Origin of the sequence: Micromonospora arborensis (assembly GCF_003205615.1) — a bacterium.
GTDB classification, from domain to species: Bacteria; Actinomycetota; Actinomycetes; order Mycobacteriales; family Micromonosporaceae; genus Micromonospora; species Micromonospora arborensis.
In genome coordinates this window covers 273,909-291,455 of record NZ_PYBV01000011.1, presented here as the reverse complement: position 1 = coordinate 291,455, position 17,547 = coordinate 273,909, and the positions used below count along the sequence as shown (strand labels likewise).

The window sequence follows — 17,547 nt, the reverse complement described above, 5'->3', positions numbered from 1 at the left end:
ACGGCCCGCCGTCCGGGGCGAAATCCGGACGGCGGGCCGCTGATATGAGCGCCTGGCGGACCTCAGTCGTCGTTGGTGATGGTTCCCGTCGCCAGCGGGTCGGCCAGTCGTAGGCCGGGCACGCCCGCCACGAGCAGGGTCAGCTTCTCGTCCGACTCCCGCTTCCGGTCACCACGCACGGTCACCGGGAAAGCGAGCGACGTCTGCCCGGCGGCCAACACCCTGCAACCGGCGTACGGGTCGAAGTCCGAGCCGCCCTGCGCCGAGAGGCCGACGGTGGCGGCGCAGAGCAGCACCGGCTGGGACAACGGCCGGGACACGGTGGCGGTGAAGGTGAGCTGCCGAGTGCCCTGGTTGCCCTCGACCACCGTCGTGTCGGCGACGGTCAGCGACGCCCGGGACCGGAACCTCGCCACCTGCGGATCGTGGTCGCTGGAACCGCGCGACCCGTCGCCGGTGAACTCCGCCGACCAGTCGGCGTTGATGTGTGCCGCCCGCACCTGCACCAGATCGCCGTAGAACGCGTCGTTGACGAACAGGTGGTCGAGCGTCTGCGCCTGCCCCTCGAAGCTGTACGAGTAGGCGGACGCCGGGACGTCCGCGACGAGGTTGTCCCACAGGTTGTGCAGGCCCGCCTCGTACAGCGGTGCGAGCTGGTCCGAGGGCGTGGGCTGGCTCCCGGTGGCGCTGAGCCCCTGGTGCCCAAAGGGCAACGGATCGTCCGGGCGGGGGAAGACGTTCAGGTCCCCGCCGTAGACCACCCGGGCGGTCTGGTCGGCCGCCTCGATCGCGGTGACGATCGCCGCGCCGTAGCGCGCCTGCTCCCGCCGTTGCCCGACCCGACTGTCCGGGCCCGAGGAGTAGTGGTTGCTGAGCGCGTACAGGGTGAACCGCTCGGTCGAACCGGGTGCCGCGGCCACGCTGAACTTGCCCAACTGGGGAGCGCGGGTGAAGACGTTGTTGCCGTCCCGACCGGTCGAGGTGTCCACGTCCGACGGCAGCACCGCGTTGAGGGCCTTCGGGTTCTGCACGTCGGAGTTGGCCGGCAGCCCTGCGGCGCGGTACTGCACGGTCGGTGCCGAGCCGAGCAGCGGGTTGTTCGCCGTCGCGGCCGCCAACGACAACCGGTCCGTGCGGTACAGGAAGGCGGCGGTGATGCCACGGGCGTCCGCGCCGGTCCGGTCATAGGCGGCGGCGTACGCCGGCCCGCCGGCCGCCGCCACCGCGAGCGCCAACTCCTGGATGCTGTCCGGAGCGCCATCGGCGTTGTTGGTGTCGCCGCAGCTCAGCGCGGCCCCGGAAACCGTGCAGATGTCCTGGTCCTCGGCCTCCTGCACCAGGATCAGATCCGGTGCGTGCAGGTCCTTCACGATCTGGTCGGCGAGCGCGGTCAACTGCTCGCGGTACTCCGCCTCGCTGCCCGGCACGTAGTCGAACGGCGGGTCGACACCCGCACAGCCGGCGTTACCGGTGAAGTCGCAGCCGTCGAACGGGTCGTCCCGGTAGTCGTACAGGTTCTCCACGTTGTAGGTGGCGACGGCGACCTCCTGCGACCGGTCGGCAGCCTTGGGCGGGTTGTTCTTCGACGGGTCGGCCCCGGCAGCGAACTCCGCCCGCTCGACCTGGACGCCGTACTTCTCGAACGAGTAGTAGACCGCGCCCACCGCATCGGCCCGCAACGTGTCGAAGGTGTGCGCCGGCGGGAGCAGCGCGGCGCTGTCCCCGGCGGTGGCCTTCACGCCCATGCTGCCGAGCAGCACCCGCTGGCCGTTGCCGTCGTCGAAGCGCCGGGTCGGGTCGTTGTCCAGCGGGTGCGAGTCCCGGAAGACCCGCCGGGCGTACGGGTCGGCGCGGTCCAGCAGCGGGTCGTCGCGGTCGACCACCCACAGCTCGGCGTCGGCGGTGGAGGAGAAGACGTCCCGTCCGCTCACCGCGCCACTGCCTGCGCGTACCCGCATCCGGCTGCCCTCGTGCCGCTCCCAGAAACGCTGCGCGTCGGTCAACTCCGCAGGTGGCACCGCGTCGGTGACCGCGACCGCGGTGTCCACGGCCAGGCCGCCGCCGAGCCGGCGGACCAGCGACGCGCCGGAGAGCTGGGTGAAGTTGTAGTACTCGGACACCCGGGCCCGCAGCACGACCTCGTCGCCGACCGTCGGGACGTAGCCGCCGATCAGCGACGTGAAGGCGCCCATGAACACGAAGATGCCGTCGGAGCTGGTCGGGTCGCCGTCGGTGTCGCCGGTACGGCTCTGCAGGAAGAAGCCGTGCTGCTCCGCCCCGGCCGAGGTGCGGGCCAGCGTCAACTGGGTGATCACGCCGCGTACGTCGTACATCGTGCTGCTCGTGCCGTTGCCGCTCGCCGGTGCGAGCGGCGACCGGTCGGTCGGACCGGCCTCGGCGTCGGTGGTCGGGCCCTGCACCTCGCCGACGGTCAATTCCCGGGTCACCTGCACGACCAGCGTGCAGGTGGCGGTGCCACCGCCCGCGTCGGTCGCGGTCAGGGCGACGGTGTACGCCCCGGCGGCGAGATCGGCGCTCGCGCCGACCGTGGCGTGCGCGGTGCCGCCAAGGCCCTCGGCGGGGGTGAACGCGGTGCGGGTGATCGAGCCGGCGGCCGGGGTCGGGCTGACCGTGATCACCGCCAGGTCGACGATCGTGTCATCGGGGTCGGTGGCGGTGACCTCCCGGCTCGCCGCCGTGCCCGCAGCGGTGACCAGCGGACCACCGCAGGTCAGCGTGGCCGGCGCGTCGACCGGGCCGCCGCCGTCCACGGTGTGCGTGCCGAGGCCGTCGAAGGTGTCGACCGGGAAGCCGGCCCACTGTGCGGCGGGGTCGAACGCGTCGGTCGGATCGGTGTCGCCAGCGGTGACAGCCGACTGCCGGCGCAGGGTGTTGTCCGCGGTGCTGGTGACGCCGGCACCCCACTCGGTGCCCGGATCGGCGCCGACCTGCCCGATCGAGTCGAGCACGGTGGTGCCCCGGCGCAGCACGATCGCGTCGTCACCGTTGAACAGGCTCGCCCCGGTGGTCTGGTCGGCCTGGGCGAGGATGGCGGCCCCGGCCGAGGCGCTCGCGAACACGAACGCGTCGCCCGCGGCCACGCTCCCGGTCAACGCGATCGTGGTGGCGGTGGTGGAGCCGTTGAAGTAGAGCTGGAGCTGGTAGCCGCCGGCGCTCAGGTCGACCGGGGCGCCGGTGCCATTGAACAGCTCGATCGCCTTGTTGTTCGACGAACCTTCGACGTACTCCGAGATGAACAGGTCGGTGGGCGCGGCGCTGGCCGCGGTGGGTGCGACGCCGAGCGCCGTGATGGTCACGGCGGCGGTGGCGGTCGCGAGCGCGGCGATTGAGCGGCGCGGGCGCATAGGGCCTCCACGATGGGTGGATGGGAGTCAACGCACGTTAAGGTGCGCGACTGTCCAGCGTCCATCCCCTAGTGGACAGTTCCGTGAATTCCCTCAGCGTGGCGGGTCGAGGCGGTGCACCAGCTCGGCGACGTCGACGCTGTATTCGCACCAGTCGCGGTCAGGCCGGTAACCCAGCTCGGCGTTGACCTTCAGCATCGCCTCGTTGGCCTGCGCGTTCCAGGTCTGCACCTCGATCAGCTCCGGCTCCGCGCAACGCAGCTCCAGCAGCATCCGGGCCTTGATCGCCCGATCGATGCCGTAGCCGCGGTGGTCCTGCGCGACGATCGTGTCGTACTGATCGGCGCGGGTCGGGTGCTGCGCCGGGACCACCACCTCGGTCAGGCCGGCGACCTCGCCGCTCTGCTCGTGCCGGGCGAGCACGATGTACGGTTTCATGCCCCGCCGGTGCAGGGTGTCGAGGCTGTCGCGCAGCCGCTCCGGGTCGTAGGAGCTGGGGCGCAGCTCACCGTCGTCGACGTCGCGCACCTCGGCCTTCGCCCGCGCGTACGCCTCGATCAGGTCATCCGGTGGCCCACCAGGGAAGAACTCCAGGTGGTAGCCCGCCGCCACGCCGGTGGCCATCTGGGCCAGTTCGGCCCAGTCGACACCGGTCAGGTCGAGCACGCTGCGCGTCTCCACGTACTCCCGGGTGAAGCCGAGCGACTCGTAGAACCCGACCGCGGGCGTGTCGCCGACCACCTCGACACCGATCGACCGGAAGCCCTCCTGGTAGACCCTGCGGGCGGCACGCAACACCAGGTCACGGCCGAGGTGGCTGCGCCGCACGGACGGGTGCACCAGCACCTCGAGCACGCCGATGTCACCGAGGAGCAGCACGTGAACCTGGCCGAGCACCGCACCCGGGTGGTCGGGGTCGGTCGGCTCGGCCTGCGCGATCCAGGAGATCCGCCGCTCGCCGGGCATCACCTCGGCGAGGTATTCCCGCAGCGAGGTCTCCCGCCACGGCGGGTCGTGCGGCAGATCGGTCGCCAGGACCGCGTTCAGCGTGGCCAGCAGCGACGCGATCTCGGCGGACGACGCGGTCCTCGGGTCCCACTCGCGCACCATCACCCGTCTAGCTTGCCGCTAACAGGTGCTGGGGGGAAGTGTCCAGTTCTCCAACGTATCGAGACGATCACGTCACGGGCGACTGGCCCGTCCGTACCGGTTTGCGGTGTCGTAGACGTCCTGGGCGTACCGCCGCACGTCGTTGTAGGACAGGATCGCGTTCCACCAGTCGGTCGGGATGCTCAGGTTGCGGCCGCCCTTGCAGAGGTAGTTCCCCGCTGCCAGGGCGGCGTCGTCCAGGTCGTGCGGGTCCTTGATCCCGTCGTTGTCGGCGTCCGCGCCGATCTCCTGCCAGGTGGTCGGGATGAACTGCATCGGCCCGATCGCCCGGTCGAGGGTCAGGTCCCCGTCGAGCACCCCACGGTCGGTGTCGATGATCCGCATCCGACCGCCGTTGCCGTCCAACGGCAGCCCAATGATCTTTGGCAGTGCCTTGCCGTCCTGCCCGAGCCGCGCGCCGTTGGCCGAGCCGTGCCCCGATTCGACCTGCCCGATCGCCGCGAGGGTGGTCCAGCTCAGCGCGCAGCTTCGGTTGGTCTGGTTGAGCATCAACTCGGCGTAGCCGTACGCCTGCATGGCGACAGCCGGGATGCCCACCTTGGCGCCGACCTGCTGTGCCCAGCTGGCCAGGGCGTCCGAGGGCCGGACTCCGGTCCCCGGCCCGATGGTGGGCTGTCCGGTCGGCAGCCCGCCGCTGGGAAACCCACTGGGTAGCCCGCCGCTGGGAAAGCCGCTGGGCAGCCCGCCGTTGGGAAAGCCGCTGGGCAGCCCGCCGTTGGGTATCCCGCCGGTCGGGACCGGCCCGGACGGCATTCCCGGTCGTGCGGCCACGGTCGGCCCGGCGGAGGAGTCGTCCGCGACCGTGCGGGGTGCGCGGATCGTGGCCGGCACGAGCAGCGCGCCCGCAGCGGCGGTCGCGGCCACCAGCGCCAGCAGGAAGAGGCCGGGGAGGGTGAGCCGACCACTCGGCCGGCGAGCCCAGGCACGGGTCGCACGGGCGGCGGAGGCTGCTGCCTGGCGCGGTGGCAGCCGTACCGCGTGCGCGAACGGCACCCGCCGACGCCGGCTGGGTGCGGACGCCGACACGACGGGCACCTCGTCCACACTGGTTTTCGCCAGGCCCGCAGCGCCGACCACGGTGACGGTCTTCGCATCGTCACCCGGTGTGCCGGCGCCCGACCCGGCGGCAACCTTCGGCGCGGCCGGGTCACTGGCACCGCCGTCCGTCTTCGCGGTTCCGGTGCTCGCGCTTCCGGTCGTCGCGCCTTCGGCCTTCGTGCTCTCGGGCTTTGCGCCTTCGGGCTTTGCGCCTTCGGGCTTTGCGCCTTCGGGCTTTGCGGCCTCGGCCTTCGGGCTGTCGGCCTTCGTTTCAGCGAGCGGGTCGGGCTCGGATGCGGCCTTCGTGGCGGGGGCGGTGGCGCTCGCATCCGGGCCGGAACCGGCAGGGTCGGTAGGGCTGGACGTGCCGGCAGGTGTCGCTGACGCACCCCCGGACCGGCCGCTCAACCAGGGCCGGCGGGGGCGGGGCACCGCGCGCACCGGATCGGGCGCGGCCCCCGAGCCCTCCAGCGGCCCGTCCAGCGGCGCGGCCGGTCGTAACGGTTGCACACGCGTGTCGTCCTCGCCGTCCACCACCCGTCGAGTATCACCCATGCTCCGCCAAACGCCAGATCCACGTACCCTGGGTGCATGCCCCGGTACGAGTTCCGCTGCCGCGCCTGCGGCGACACCTTCGAGGTCAACCGTTCGATGGCCGCTGCCGCTGACCCGGCCACCTGCCCGCAGGGACACGCCGACACGGTCAAGCTGCTCTCCGCGGTCGCGGTCACCGGCCGGGGTGGTGTCGCCGGCGGTGGCCCGGCGTCCGCCGGCGGTGGGTGTTGCGGCGGCGCCTGCGGTTGCTGAGCGGGTCAGTTCGCCGCCACCTGGTGGGCTGGTCTTGCCGGGAGCGGGTCCGAGTGGCACTTTGAGGCGGCACCTGCCCGGCCGTTCTCACGATGTGTGACCACTCGGACTCAGGCAGCATGAACCCGACGTCACGGGCGGAGGTTCCACGCATGTCGCCACGGATTCAGCTTCCGAGCGGTTGGGTGACCTTCGTGTTCACCGATATCGAGGGCTCGACCCGGCTGGCTCAGCTGCTCGGGCCGGACTACCGCCCGGTCCTCGCCGAGCATCGACGGCTGCTGCGCCGGACGCTGGCCAGCACGGGCGGCGCGGAGTTGCTGACCGAAGGCGACTCGTTCTTCCTGGCTTTCGAGGACGCGGCCGCGGCGCTGACCGCGTGCCTGACCGCCCAGCGCGCGTTGTCCAGCCACGACTGGCCCACCACCGAAGCCGCGCCCCGGGTGCGGATGGGCCTGCACACCGGCTACGCCGAGCCGCGCGACGGCGACTACGCCAGCCCCGAGGTGCACCGCGCCGCCCGGGTGGCCGCCGCCGCGCATGGTGGGCAGGTGCTCTGTTCGGCGTCCACCGCCCGTCGGGCCGACCCGTTGCCGCCCGGCGCGTCCCTGCTCGACCTGGGCCTGCACCGGTTGCGCGGTTTCGACGACCGGGAACGACTCTTCCAACTTGTCGCACCGGGCCTGGAGCGGCAGTTCCCCCGACCCCGCACCGCCGACGCGGTCGCGCACAATCTGCCGACCCAGGTGACCTCGTTCGTCGGTCGACAGTCCGAGCGCGTCGAGTTGGGGCTGCTGCTGGAGCAGCACCGCCTCGTGACCGTCCTGGGCGCGGGCGGCGCGGGCAAGACCCGACTCGCGGTGGAGTTGGCCAGCGGGGTGGTCGAGGCGTACCCGGACGGGGTTTGGTTCGTCGACATCGCCACGGTGACCGACCCGGGGCTGGTGGCGTTCGCGATCGCCGCGGTGCTCGGCCTGCGACCCGAGCCGGGCCGGCCGATGCTGGACACCCTGGTCGAGCACGCGGCCGGCCGCCGCATGCTTGTCGTCCTGGACACCTGCGACACCCAACCGGCGGCCTGTGCCGAGGTGATCGCACGGTTGCTGTCCGGCGGGGGCGGCGTGCGGGTGCTGGCGACGACCCGTGAGTCGTTCAGCCTGCCGGGCGAGGTGGTGTGGCGGATCCCGCCACTCTCGGTCGACCCGCAGGCGGACGGTATGGAGAGCGACGCGGTGGCGTTATTGCTGGACCGTACGACGGCGGCCCGCGGCGGTCGGCAGCCGGATCCAGCCGAGTCGGCCGATCTTCGTCGAGTGGTGCAGCGGCTGGACGGGTTGCCGCTCGCCATCGAGCTGGCCGCCGCCCGCCTGCGGGTGCTCTCTGTCGGTCAGCTCGCCGAGCGGCTGGACGATGTTCTCGGCACACTGGACGCCGGCCGGGAGGACCCGGATCCACCACCGGTGGAGCGGGGCTGGTCCGGCAACCAGCAGGACACCGTGGACCTGGTCGCCGCGGCAGCCGGGGCGTCGCCGCCCACCCCGGCGAGCAGGGCGGTGCAGCGCTCGGCCACCGAGCGGCACCTGACCATGCAGGCCACCGTCACGTGGTCGTACCGGACGCTGGGGCCTCGGGCGGCTCGCCTGCTGCGGTGGCTGGCCGTCTTCGCCGGGCCGGTGGACCTGGCGACGGTGGAGTGGCTGCTGGGTGACGACCCGCTGGACCCGCTCTCGGTGCTGGTGGACAAGTCGATGGTGTTGGCGGAGCCGCGTGCCGCCGGCAGCACTTACCGGATGCTCGACCCCATCCGGGCGTACGCGGCGCGGCGGTTGGTCGAGGCGGGTGAGGAGCAGGCCGCCCGGGACCGGCATGTGGCCTGGTCCGCGCATGCGGTGGAACGGGCACACCTGGGCCAGGACGGCCGGCCGGTGACGCTGTCGCTGTATGCCCTCGACCCGCTGGCCGGGGAGCTTCGCGCCGCACTGCGGTGGTGCGCCACCGGCGGCAGCGCCCGCGCCGGCCTCGGGCTGGCTGGTGGCCTGGACCAGTGGTGGCTTGAGCGGGGCCTGGCCCGGGAGGGGCGACTGTGGCTGTTCCGGTTGTACGGGCGTCTCGCCGAGACGGGTGAGCGGATCCCGGAGGCGGAGCTGGCAGCGGTCTACCACATGCATTCGCTGCACGCCGGCGCGGACGGCGAGTTCGCCGAGGAGTTGCGCTACTCCCAGCGGGCCGAGGCCGCCGCCCGGCAGGCCGGTGATGCCGGCTTGCTGGCCCGGGTGCTCGCCGGCAGGGCCGCGCCGCTGGTGGACATGGGGCAGTTCGTCGAGGCCGAGCGGGTGTGCCGGGAGGTCATCGACTGGGCGCACGGGCAGGACGTGGTCGGCGAAGCGCTGCTGGCGGTGTTCAGCCTGGCCGAGTTGCTCTGGCGCCGGGGCGCCCTGGAGGAGGCCGCGGACCTGCTGGGCGCGGTCCGTCCGGTGGAGGCGGCCCGTCCGGTGGAGCGGGGTCGGCGTTCGGTGGACATGCTGCTCGGGATGGTCGCGCTGGCCCGGGGTGACGTGATCGCCGCACATGAGCACCTGTTGGTGGCGCTGCGTTCTCGAATGGGCCATGGCTACCACGGCCGGGCGTGCGACACGTTGAACGCGATCGCGGTGCGCTGCGCGATCGGCGGGGACCGGCTGACGGCCGCTCGCCTGTTCGGAGCGGCGCAGGCCACCCGGGCGAGCATGCGGGCGACCCCGGGCATCTACGGCGGCTACTGGGCCGAACAGCAGGCGGAGTTGCGCGCGGTGCTGGGCGACGCGGCGTTCGACGACGCGTACGGCGAGGGTGCCGAGTTGGGGTTGGACGAGGCCGCAGCGCTGGCACTCGACGTGGAGCACCCGGACCTGGCAGCCGATTCGACCCGCTTCAGCACCGCCCTACCCGAGCCAACCCCACTCACTCCCGCCGACCCAGACCGCCACCCAGCCACCCGCACCGAACGCGCCTAACCCACCCCCACCCCCACCCCACCCACGCCGTTGTTGATCATGAGGTTATTGCCCCGACACGCCGGGAAGGCGGGCAATAACCTCATGATCGACGCGGGCGGGGCGGGGCGGGGCGGGGCGGGGGGGGGGCGCGGGGGGGGGGGGGGTGGGGTGGGGGGGGTGGCGGGTTAGGCGGGGGTTCGGGCTTGGCGTTCGGCTTCGGCCTTCAGGTGGGCGGCGCGGTCGATGTCGGCTTGTTGTACGGCTGCCAGCGATCCGAAGAGGCTGACCGCCTGGTAGTAGGTCCAGGCCAGGCTGTAGCACGCCGGCCGAACGATCGAGTTGTACGTGGCGCAGACGCGCTTCAGGTCCTCGTAGAAGGCGCTGTCCAGTCGGGACTTGTTGGTGGGGAACTGGCCGACCGACTTGTAGTTGCGGTAGCCGAAGTCGTGCCGGTAGCAGCCCAGGTTGAAGGTGAACCCGAGCGGGTTGTCCGGGCTGGACGAGCAGTAGTCGGTGGACCAGTTGAAGTTGTACTCGGCCCAGGGGGCCCGGTTGACCCGGGCGCTGTTCCAGGAGTTGTAACTGGAGGCGCTGGTCTGGGTCCAACTGGACAGCACGGAGAGCCGCTGGGCGGGGGTGACGGCGGCGGCGGGGGAGGCGATGGCGAGGGTGGCGAGCAGCGCGAGCGCGCCCGAGGCGAACAGGGTGGCGAGACGTCGGGGCACGGGTTACCTCCGCGGGGGTGAGCGGGGCGGAACTGAAGTTACCGGCGGGTTACCGGATGTCGATGAGTTTCGATCAGCTGATCAACCGGTCGGTATGTGCCGTGCCAACTATTGATGACAGGCGTCGAAACAGACGAATGCCCCGGGGGCGCTGAGCACCCGGGGCATTCGGCGAGGGAAGACGGGTCAGCGCAGGACGAAGGCTGGCGGGCTCGTCGGGCTCTCGTTGCCGGATCGGTCGAGCGCGGTCAGCTGGTAGGTGTATCGCCGGCCGGGCGCGGCCGAGGTGTCCACCCAGGACTGGGCTCCGCCGGGGGTGGCCCGGACGGTGCCGACCAGGTGTGCGGCGTCCGCGGTGCCGCACTTGCCGGGCAGCGTGCTGCCGTCGAACCGGTAGATCGCGTACGAGGTGGCGGTGCCGAGTGGCCCGACGCCGTCAGCCGGCTGGCGCCAGGTCAGCCGTACTCCGTCGGCCTGCCGTGCTGCCTTGGTGACCACCGGGAAGAGCAGTGGGCGGGCCGGCAGGTGCGGCATGGCTGGCACGAGCGCCGGGCGGGAGTAGTGCTCGGCCGCGTAGATGTCGGTGGCGCCGAGCCGGTTGGCCCGCACCTGGACGGCTGAGAAGTGCACGTTGCCCTGCACCTCCGGGTACGCCCGATTGAGTGTCAGGTGGTCGGACAGCTCGCTCGGGTTCTGCCAGTACGATCCGTACGCCGGATCGCCGCTCTTGTAGTCGGCCTGGCCGATGTAGAGCTGTACGTGGGTGCCCCGCACGGTCTCGGCCCACCACGGCACGAGTCGCGCGTAGTCGGCCGCCGGGTACTGGCCGATGTACCAGTAGAGCTGCGGCACCACGTAGTCGATCCACTCCTGCTTGATCCACTTGCGGGTGTCGGCGGAGATGATGTCGTACGACTGGCTGCCGGTGGTGTCCGAGCCGAGCGGGTCGGCGGCCTTGTTGCGCCAGATGCCGAACGGGCTGACCCCGAACTTCACCCACGGCTTCGCCGCCTTGATCTTGCCGCTCATCTCCTGGACGAGCAGGTTGATGTTGTCGCGCCGCCAGTCCGCCCGGTCGGTGAAACCCCGGTTGTGTGCCGCGAAGGTGGCGTCGTCCGGCACCTGGTAGGTGCCACTGGGGTAGGGGTAGAAGTAGTCGTCGAAGTGCACGCCGTCGATGTCGTACCGGTTGACCGCGTCCATCATCGCGGTCTGCACGAACTCGCGGACCTCGGGGATGCCGGGGTTGTAGTAGAGCCGGCTGCCGGCCACGCCGGCCGGCGGGTAGGCGAAGGTCCAGTCCGGATGCTGCCGGGCCGGGTGGTCGGGGGCGAGTTGGGCGAGGTCCGCGCCGGCGCCGCCGGGCGCCGGCATCGAGACACGGTACGGGTTGAACCAGGCGTGGAATTCCAGGTTGCGCCGGTGGGCCTCGTCGACCAGGAAGGCCAGGGGGTCCCAGCCTGGGTCCTGCCCACGGATGCCGGTCAGGTATTCCGACCACGGCTCGTACGGCGAGGGCCAGAGCGCGTCGGCGGTGGGCCGGACCTGCACCACGACTGCGTTGTGGTGCAGCCGCTGGGCGAGGTCGAGCAACTCCCGATACTCGGCCTGTTGGGCGGCGACCTGGTCCGGGCTGGTCTGGGATGCCTTGCTGGGCCAGTCGATGTTGACCACCGACGAGATCCACATGGCCCGGAACTGCCGCTTCGGCATGGCCGGGTCGGTGGTGCAGGTGGCGTTGGTGGTGGTGGTGGTGCTGGCCGCGTCGGGCGCGGCGTTGGCGGGGGTGGTGGTGACGAGTGTGCCGAGTAGGGCTGCGACCAGCCCGGCGGCACCGATTCGTGTGGCTCTCATGCGGTATGTCCCTTCGGTGGGGCTCCCGGTGTCCAGCGCGGCACTTCCGGCAAGATTCGCCGTCTGTCCATGTATCGCTGGAAGAAAATTTTCACAGTCTGGTCACTGTCGCAAGGGTTCACGGTTGATCAATCCCGCCATTGGGTAGCAACGCCGGCTACCGGCCGCCACGGGGGTGGTCGTGCGGTGGGAGGGGTGACCAGGTGTCCGTGCTGCGCACCAAACCGATCAAGGACGTCATAGCCCAAGGTGAGGCGGACGGCTCGGACGGGCAACTCGGGCTGAAGAGACGGCTCGGCGCGGTCGACCTCGCCGGCTTCGGCATCGGCATCGTGATCGGCACCGGCATCTTCACGCTCACCGGGATCGAAGCCCGGGACAGCGCCGGGCCGGGTGTGGTGATCTCCTTCGCCATCGCCGGCCTGGTGGCCCTGCTCGCCGCGCTCTGCTACGCCGAGTTGGCCTCCAGCGTGCCGACCGCCGGCAGCGCCTACACCTACGCGTACGCGACGATGGGCGAGATCGTCGCCTGGATCATCGGCTGGGACCTGCTGCTGGAGTTCGCGCTCGGCGCCGCCGTGGTGGCGCGAGGTTGGTCCGGCTACCTCGCGGAACTGCTCGACCTGCCGACCCGCTGGTTCGGCGAGGAGGGCAGCACGGTCAACATCGGCGCGATCGCCATCGTGCTGATCCTCGGCACCGTGGGGATCATCGGCATCCGGGAGTCCGCCCGGATCACCAACCTGTTGGTGCTGGTCAAGGTGGCCATCTGCGTCTTCGTGGTGGTGGCCGGCCTGTTCTTCGTCAAGGCCGCCAACCTCACCCCGTTCATCCCCCCGGCCGAGCCCGCGGGTAGCGGCGACGACGGCATCAAGCAACCGGTCACGCAGGCGCTCTTCGGGCTGGAACCGTCCGTCTTCGGCTTCGTCGGGGTGCTCAGCGCCGCTGCGGTCGTCTTCTTCGCGTACACCGGCTTCGAGGCGGTGGCGAACCTGGGCGAGGAGACGCGCAAGCCCAAGCGGGACCTCACCCTGGGTCTGCTCGGCACGCTGCTGATCTCCACCGTGCTCTACATCGGCGTCTCGCTGGTGGTGGTCGGGATGGTGCCGTACACCGAGATCGACCGGGGCGCCCCGATCGCGTCGGCCTTCGAGTCGGTCGGCGCGGGCTGGGCCGCCGTGCTGGTCTCCATCGCCGCCGTCGCAGGCCTGACCAGCGTCATCCTTGTCGACCTGGTGGCGATGGGCCGGATCGGCTTCGCCATCGCCCGGGACGGGTTGATCCCGCCCTCGATCGCGAAGGTGCATCCGCGCTGGGGCACGCCGTACCGGATCTCGGCGATCATGACGGTCGCGGTCGCGCTGCTCGCCGGCTTCCTGCCGCTGTCCGCGCTGGCCGACCTGGTCAGCATCGGTGCGCTCTGCGCGTTCGTGCTCGTGTCGGCAGCGGTCCCGATCCTGCGCCGCAAGCGCCCGGACCTGGAACGACCGTTCCGGGTGCCGTTCTCCCCGGTGCTGCCGATCATCTCGGCGCTGGCCTGCTTCTACCTGATGCTCAACCTGTCGGTGGAAACCTGGCTGCGGTTCCTCGCCTGGATGCTGCTCGGCGCGGTGATCTACTTCGGCTACGGCTACCGCCGCAACCGGCTGGCCCGACACGATCCCGCCGTCGCCCCGGGTGCTTGAGATCCGCCGAAGGGCCCCCGCGGGATCTTGGGGGCCCTTCGGCGACGGCTCAGGGGCGAGGCGGCGGCTCGCCGGTGGGGCCCTTGACCACCGGCTTGCCGTCGACCCACGTCACCTCGTCAAGCCAGACCTGCCGGCCGGGGTCGGTGCTGCCCTCCTGGCCGGGTGGCCGGGCGTTAGTCGAAGAAGCGGGCTAGGTGGGGCTTCGGTGCGGGGTTGGCGTCTGGGGTGAGTGGGGTCAGGTCCGCGAAGATCGAGGCACCGTCGCAACCGGCGTGCAGGGGGTACCACCGCGGGGTGCCCGGCGGTCGGAGCTGGCAGATCCCCTTGAACGTCTGCACGTCCATCAGTCGGACGTGAGTCGGGTCGGCCACCGCGTTCACGTGCCCCCACCAGGGGCTCATCACGTGCAGCACGCCGCCCGGGCGGAGCACCCGGTGGCACTCGTCCACCAGCGGCAGGAAGTCGATCAGGTGCTCCAGGATGTGCACCGCGAACAGGACGTCCACCGAGTTGTCGGCGAGCGGCAGCGAACCGGACAGGTCCGCGACGGCGTCCACCCCCGGCGCCGGGTAGATGTCCAGCCCCAGGTTGCTCGACCACTGCTTGGTCGGCCCGCAGCCGAGGTCCACGACCACCGGTGCCCGCCCGTCGACGCCAACCCGGCACCAGACGCCGTAGACGCCGGCCAGCCGCCCCACCAGGTCCCGTACGAGCCGTAGCTCGGCGGGTTCGGCGACGTCCCCGCTCAGGTGGGCCACCCCGCGGTCGAACCGCACCTCGACCGCCAGGCCCCGCAGTCGGTCATCGTGCCGGACCTGGTCCGCCCACGCCTGACCGAGGAATTCGTCGATCGCCCGCAGCCGGTCGGCCGAGGGTGGAGTTTGTGCCAACGCGACCATTCGGGCCACCTCCCGCCGCGCGTTACCCGCATTCGCGCCCGATATGCCCCGCCCGTCGGACTCGGCAACGCGTGATCCACTCCAGATCGCCGATCTGGCGGCATCCACGGCGCGGGATACACCAACGTCGGCGATGTCGTGTCGATCATGACCAGGACGCCCGCAGGGGTGCGTTCGGAGCGGCCGAGTCAGCCCGAGACGGTACGGCGGCCGCCGCGGATCCGCTGACGGGGTTGCGGGGCGGCGGGCTTCGGCCGTTTGAGGTGATAGCGGTGCAACTCGTGGTGGCCGGGCAGGGACGGGTCCTCGCTCATCGCGACCAACTCCCAGCCCTGGTCACCGGCCCGGTTCAGGTGGGCCAGCGAGGTGTCGCCGTACGGCGTCACGTCGACCATCGAGCCGTCCGGGCCGTACCAGACGAAGACGACCTCCCAGCCGAGGTCGTTGGTCGCGGCCTGGCGGCGGCGGACCAGCAGGGCGTACTCCCACTTGAGCATGGCGTCATTCTCACCCCGCGCCGGCCCGCTGGCACGGATCAATCTTCGGCGATCCGCCCGGCGTCGACCCGGAGCCGACGGTTCGTCTCGATGGCGGCCAGCATCCGTCGGTCGTGAGTGACCAGAAGCAGCGTGCCGGGGTAGCTGGCCAGCGCCGATTCGAGTTGCTCGATGGCGGCCAGATCCAGGTGGTTGGTGGGCTCGTCGAGCACCAGCAGATTGACCCCGCGCCCCTGAAGCAGAGCCAGCGCCGCCCGGGTTCGCTCACCGGGGGAGAGGGTGGCCGCCGGCCGGGGTACGTGCGCCGCCCGCAACCCGAACTTGGCCAGCAGGGTCCGCGCGTCCGCCGGCGACATGTCGGGTACGGCTTCCTGGAACGCGTCGATAAGCGGCGCGTCGCCGAGGAACAGCCCCCGTGCCTGGTCCACCTCGCCCACCACCACGCCCGGCCCGAGCGAGGCGGTTCCCTCGTCCAGCGGCAGCCGCCCGAGCAACGCGGCCAGCAGGGTGGACTTGCCGGAGCCGTTCGCCCCGGTCACCGCGACCCGGTCCGCCCAGTCGATCTGCAGGTCGACCGGGCCGAGGGTGAACCCGCCCCGGCGTACCACCGCACCTCGCAGCGTGGCCACGACGGCGCCGGCGCGGGGTGCGGCGGCGATCTCCATCCGCAGCTCCCACTCCTTGCGGGGTTCCTCGACCACGTCGAGCCGTTCGATCAGCCGTTCGGTCTGCTTGGCCTTGGCGGCCTGCTTCTCGCTCGCCTCGCTCCGGAACTTCCGGCCGATCTTGTCGTTGTCGGTGGCCTTGCGCCGGGCGTTCCGCACGCCCTTCTCCATCCACCCACGCTGGGTGCGGGCCCGTGCCTCCAGCCCAGCTTTCGTGTCGGCGTACTCCTCGAAGTCCGCGCGGGCGTGCCGGCGCGCCACCTCGCGCTCCTCCAGGTAGGCCGCGTAACCGCCGCCGTAGTGGTGCACCTGCTGCTGCGGCAGGTCCAACTCCAGCACCCGGGTCACCGTGCGGAGGAGGAACTCCCGGTCGTGGCTGACCAGCACCGTGCCGGCCCGCAGCCCGGTGACGAACTCCTCCAACCGTTCCAGACCGGCCAGGTCCAGGTCGTTGGTCGGCTCGTCGAGCAGGAACACGTCGTACCGGCTGAGCAGCAGCGAGGCCAGCCCGGCGCGGGCCGCCTGGCCGCCGGACAACCCGGTCGTCGGGTGGTCCAGGTCGACCGCGAGCCCCAGGTCCGCGCTCACCTGCTCGGCGCGTTCGTCCAGGTCCGCGCCGCCGAGGGCGAGCCAACGCTCCAACGCGTCGCCGTACGCGTCGTCGGCGCCCGGCGCCCCGGCGGTCAGCGCCTCGGTCGCCGCGTCCAACGCCGCCTGCGCGGCGGTCACCCCGGTCCGGCGGGCCAGGAAGTCCCGCACGGTCTCGCCCGGTCGCCGTTCCGGCTCCTGCGGAAGGTGCCCGACGCTCGCCGTGGGCGGGCTGAGCCGCACGCTGCCGGCCTCGACCGGCAGCAACCCCGCGAGGGTACGCAGCAGCGTCGACTTGCCGGCCCCGTTCGGCCCGACCAGGCCGACCACGTCACCGGGGGCGACTACCAGGTCCAACCCGGCGAAGAGTGGGCGGTCGCCGTGCCCGGCGGCCAGGTCCTTGACGATCATCGTGGCGCTCATCAGGACGGCAGCCTATCCGGCTGCTGGCATACGACCCGACGGCAGCGGGCAGACTCAACGGCGTGGTGACCACACTGGCGATCGACTGCGGCGGCGGAGGCATCAAGGCGTCCGTCCTCGACGAGGCGGGGACGATGCGGGCCCGGCCGCTGCGGGTGCCGACCCCGTACCCGTTGCCGCCTGCGCTGTTTGTCCGGACCCTGCTGGATCTGGGCGGGCGCCTGCCGGCGGCGGACCGGCTGACGGTCGGCGTACCCGGGATGATCCGGCACGGTGTGGTGGTGAGCACACCGCACTACGTGACCCGTAACGGCCCACGCTCCCGGGTCGACCCGGACCTGCTCGCCGAGTGGTCCGGCTGGGACGCGCGCGGTGCGCTGGCCGACGCGTTCGGGGTGCCGGCGCTCGTGCTCAACGACGCCGAGGTGCACGGCGCCGGGGTGGTCGCCGGCACCGGCTGCGAGCTGGTGCTGACCCTGGGGACGGGGCTGGGCAGCGCGCTCTTCGACGGCGGGGTGCTCGCGCCGCACCTGGAGTTGTCACACGCGCCGGTGCGGTGGGGCACCACCTACGACACGTACGTGGGTGAGCCGGAACGCCGGCGGCTCGGCGACGCCTTCTGGTCCCGCCGGATCCGGCAGGTGGTGGACGGGCTCCGCCCGGTGTTCCGCTGGGACCGGCTCTATCTGGGCGGGGGCAACTCCCGGCTGATCCGGCCCGAGCAACTGGCCCGGATGGGCGACGACGTGGTGGTGGTGCCGAACACCGCCGGGATCGTCGGCGGTGTGCGCGCCTGGGAGCTGTCCGCTGGACGGCGGGACGCCCGCACCTGACCCGATTCCGGCTCCCGGCT

General features: G+C 71.8%; 12 protein-coding genes. 4 read left to right on the top strand and 8 right to left on the bottom strand.

The genetic code is table 11. From position 1 onward, the window contains the following. Positions 1-62: 62 nt before the first annotated feature. The 3 genes from C7C45_RS09310 to C7C45_RS09300 form a co-directional block, all read right to left on the bottom strand. On the bottom strand, positions 63-3,365 hold the full coding sequence (locus C7C45_RS09310) for a lamin tail domain-containing protein (protein WP_110563200.1): 3,303 nt from the start codon (positions 3,363-3,365) through the stop codon (positions 63-65). A gap of 93 nt (positions 3,366-3,458) precedes the next feature. Next, a complete protein-coding gene (locus C7C45_RS09305; RefSeq protein ID WP_110563199.1) occupies positions 3,459-4,475 on the bottom strand; it encodes a GNAT family N-acetyltransferase in 1,017 nt (338 codons plus the stop codon). A 72-nt stretch (positions 4,476-4,547) separates the two neighbouring features. Next, positions 4,548-6,110 carry a lytic transglycosylase domain-containing protein gene (locus tag C7C45_RS09300; RefSeq protein ID WP_244200302.1) on the bottom strand — a complete coding sequence of 521 codons (1,563 nt, stop codon included), beginning with the start codon at positions 6,108-6,110 and terminating at the stop codon, positions 4,548-4,550. Between the two features lie 54 nt (positions 6,111-6,164). Here C7C45_RS09300 and C7C45_RS09295 point away from each other — a divergent pair, with 54 nt between their 5' ends. Further along, on the top strand, positions 6,165-6,380 hold the full coding sequence (locus C7C45_RS09295) for an FmdB family zinc ribbon protein (protein WP_110563197.1): 216 nt from the start codon (positions 6,165-6,167) through the stop codon (positions 6,378-6,380). A 152-nt stretch (positions 6,381-6,532) separates the two neighbouring features. Next, positions 6,533-9,373 carry an ATP-binding protein gene (locus C7C45_RS09290; protein WP_110563298.1) on the top strand — a complete coding sequence of 947 codons (2,841 nt, stop codon included), beginning with the start codon at positions 6,533-6,535 and terminating at the stop codon, positions 9,371-9,373. 167 nt (positions 9,374-9,540) lie between these two features. Here the strand turns inward: C7C45_RS09290 and C7C45_RS09280 are convergent, their stop codons facing one another. Next, a complete protein-coding gene (locus tag C7C45_RS09280) occupies positions 9,541-10,080 on the bottom strand; it encodes a phospholipase (RefSeq protein WP_110563196.1) in 540 nt (179 codons plus the stop codon). A gap of 186 nt (positions 10,081-10,266) precedes the next feature. Beyond that, positions 10,267-11,934, bottom strand: a complete 1,668-nt coding sequence (locus C7C45_RS09275) for a glycoside hydrolase family 10-like protein (protein WP_110563195.1) — start codon at positions 11,932-11,934, stop codon at positions 10,267-10,269. Between the two features lie 203 nt (positions 11,935-12,137). Between C7C45_RS09275 and C7C45_RS09270 the strand changes: the two genes are divergently transcribed. Beyond that, positions 12,138-13,619: an amino acid permease gene (locus C7C45_RS09270; protein ID WP_110563194.1), complete on the top strand. Its 1,482-nt coding sequence runs from the start codon at positions 12,138-12,140 to the stop codon at positions 13,617-13,619. Between the two features lie 176 nt (positions 13,620-13,795). Here the strand turns inward: C7C45_RS09270 and C7C45_RS09260 are convergent, their stop codons facing one another. The 3 genes from C7C45_RS09260 to C7C45_RS09250 all read right to left on the bottom strand — a co-directional run bounded on the left by C7C45_RS09260 (position 13,796) and on the right by C7C45_RS09250 (position 16,694). Continuing rightward, positions 13,796-14,521 (bottom strand): methyltransferase domain-containing protein, encoded by a 726-nt coding sequence (locus C7C45_RS09260; protein WP_110563193.1) that lies wholly within the window; start codon positions 14,519-14,521, stop codon positions 13,796-13,798. A 188-nt stretch (positions 14,522-14,709) separates the two neighbouring features. Continuing rightward, entirely contained in the window at positions 14,710-15,018 is a 309-nt protein-coding gene (locus C7C45_RS09255; protein WP_110563192.1) for a hypothetical protein, read from the bottom strand. Between the two features lie 38 nt (positions 15,019-15,056). Further along, positions 15,057-16,694 (bottom strand): ABC-F family ATP-binding cassette domain-containing protein, encoded by a 1,638-nt coding sequence (locus C7C45_RS09250; RefSeq protein WP_110563191.1) that lies wholly within the window; start codon positions 16,692-16,694, stop codon positions 15,057-15,059. A 62-nt stretch (positions 16,695-16,756) separates the two neighbouring features. Between C7C45_RS09250 and C7C45_RS09245 the strand changes: the two genes are divergently transcribed. Beyond that, positions 16,757-17,527 (top strand): ROK family protein, encoded by a 771-nt coding sequence (locus C7C45_RS09245; protein WP_110563190.1) that lies wholly within the window; start codon positions 16,757-16,759, stop codon positions 17,525-17,527. Positions 17,528-17,547 lie beyond the last annotated feature (20 nt).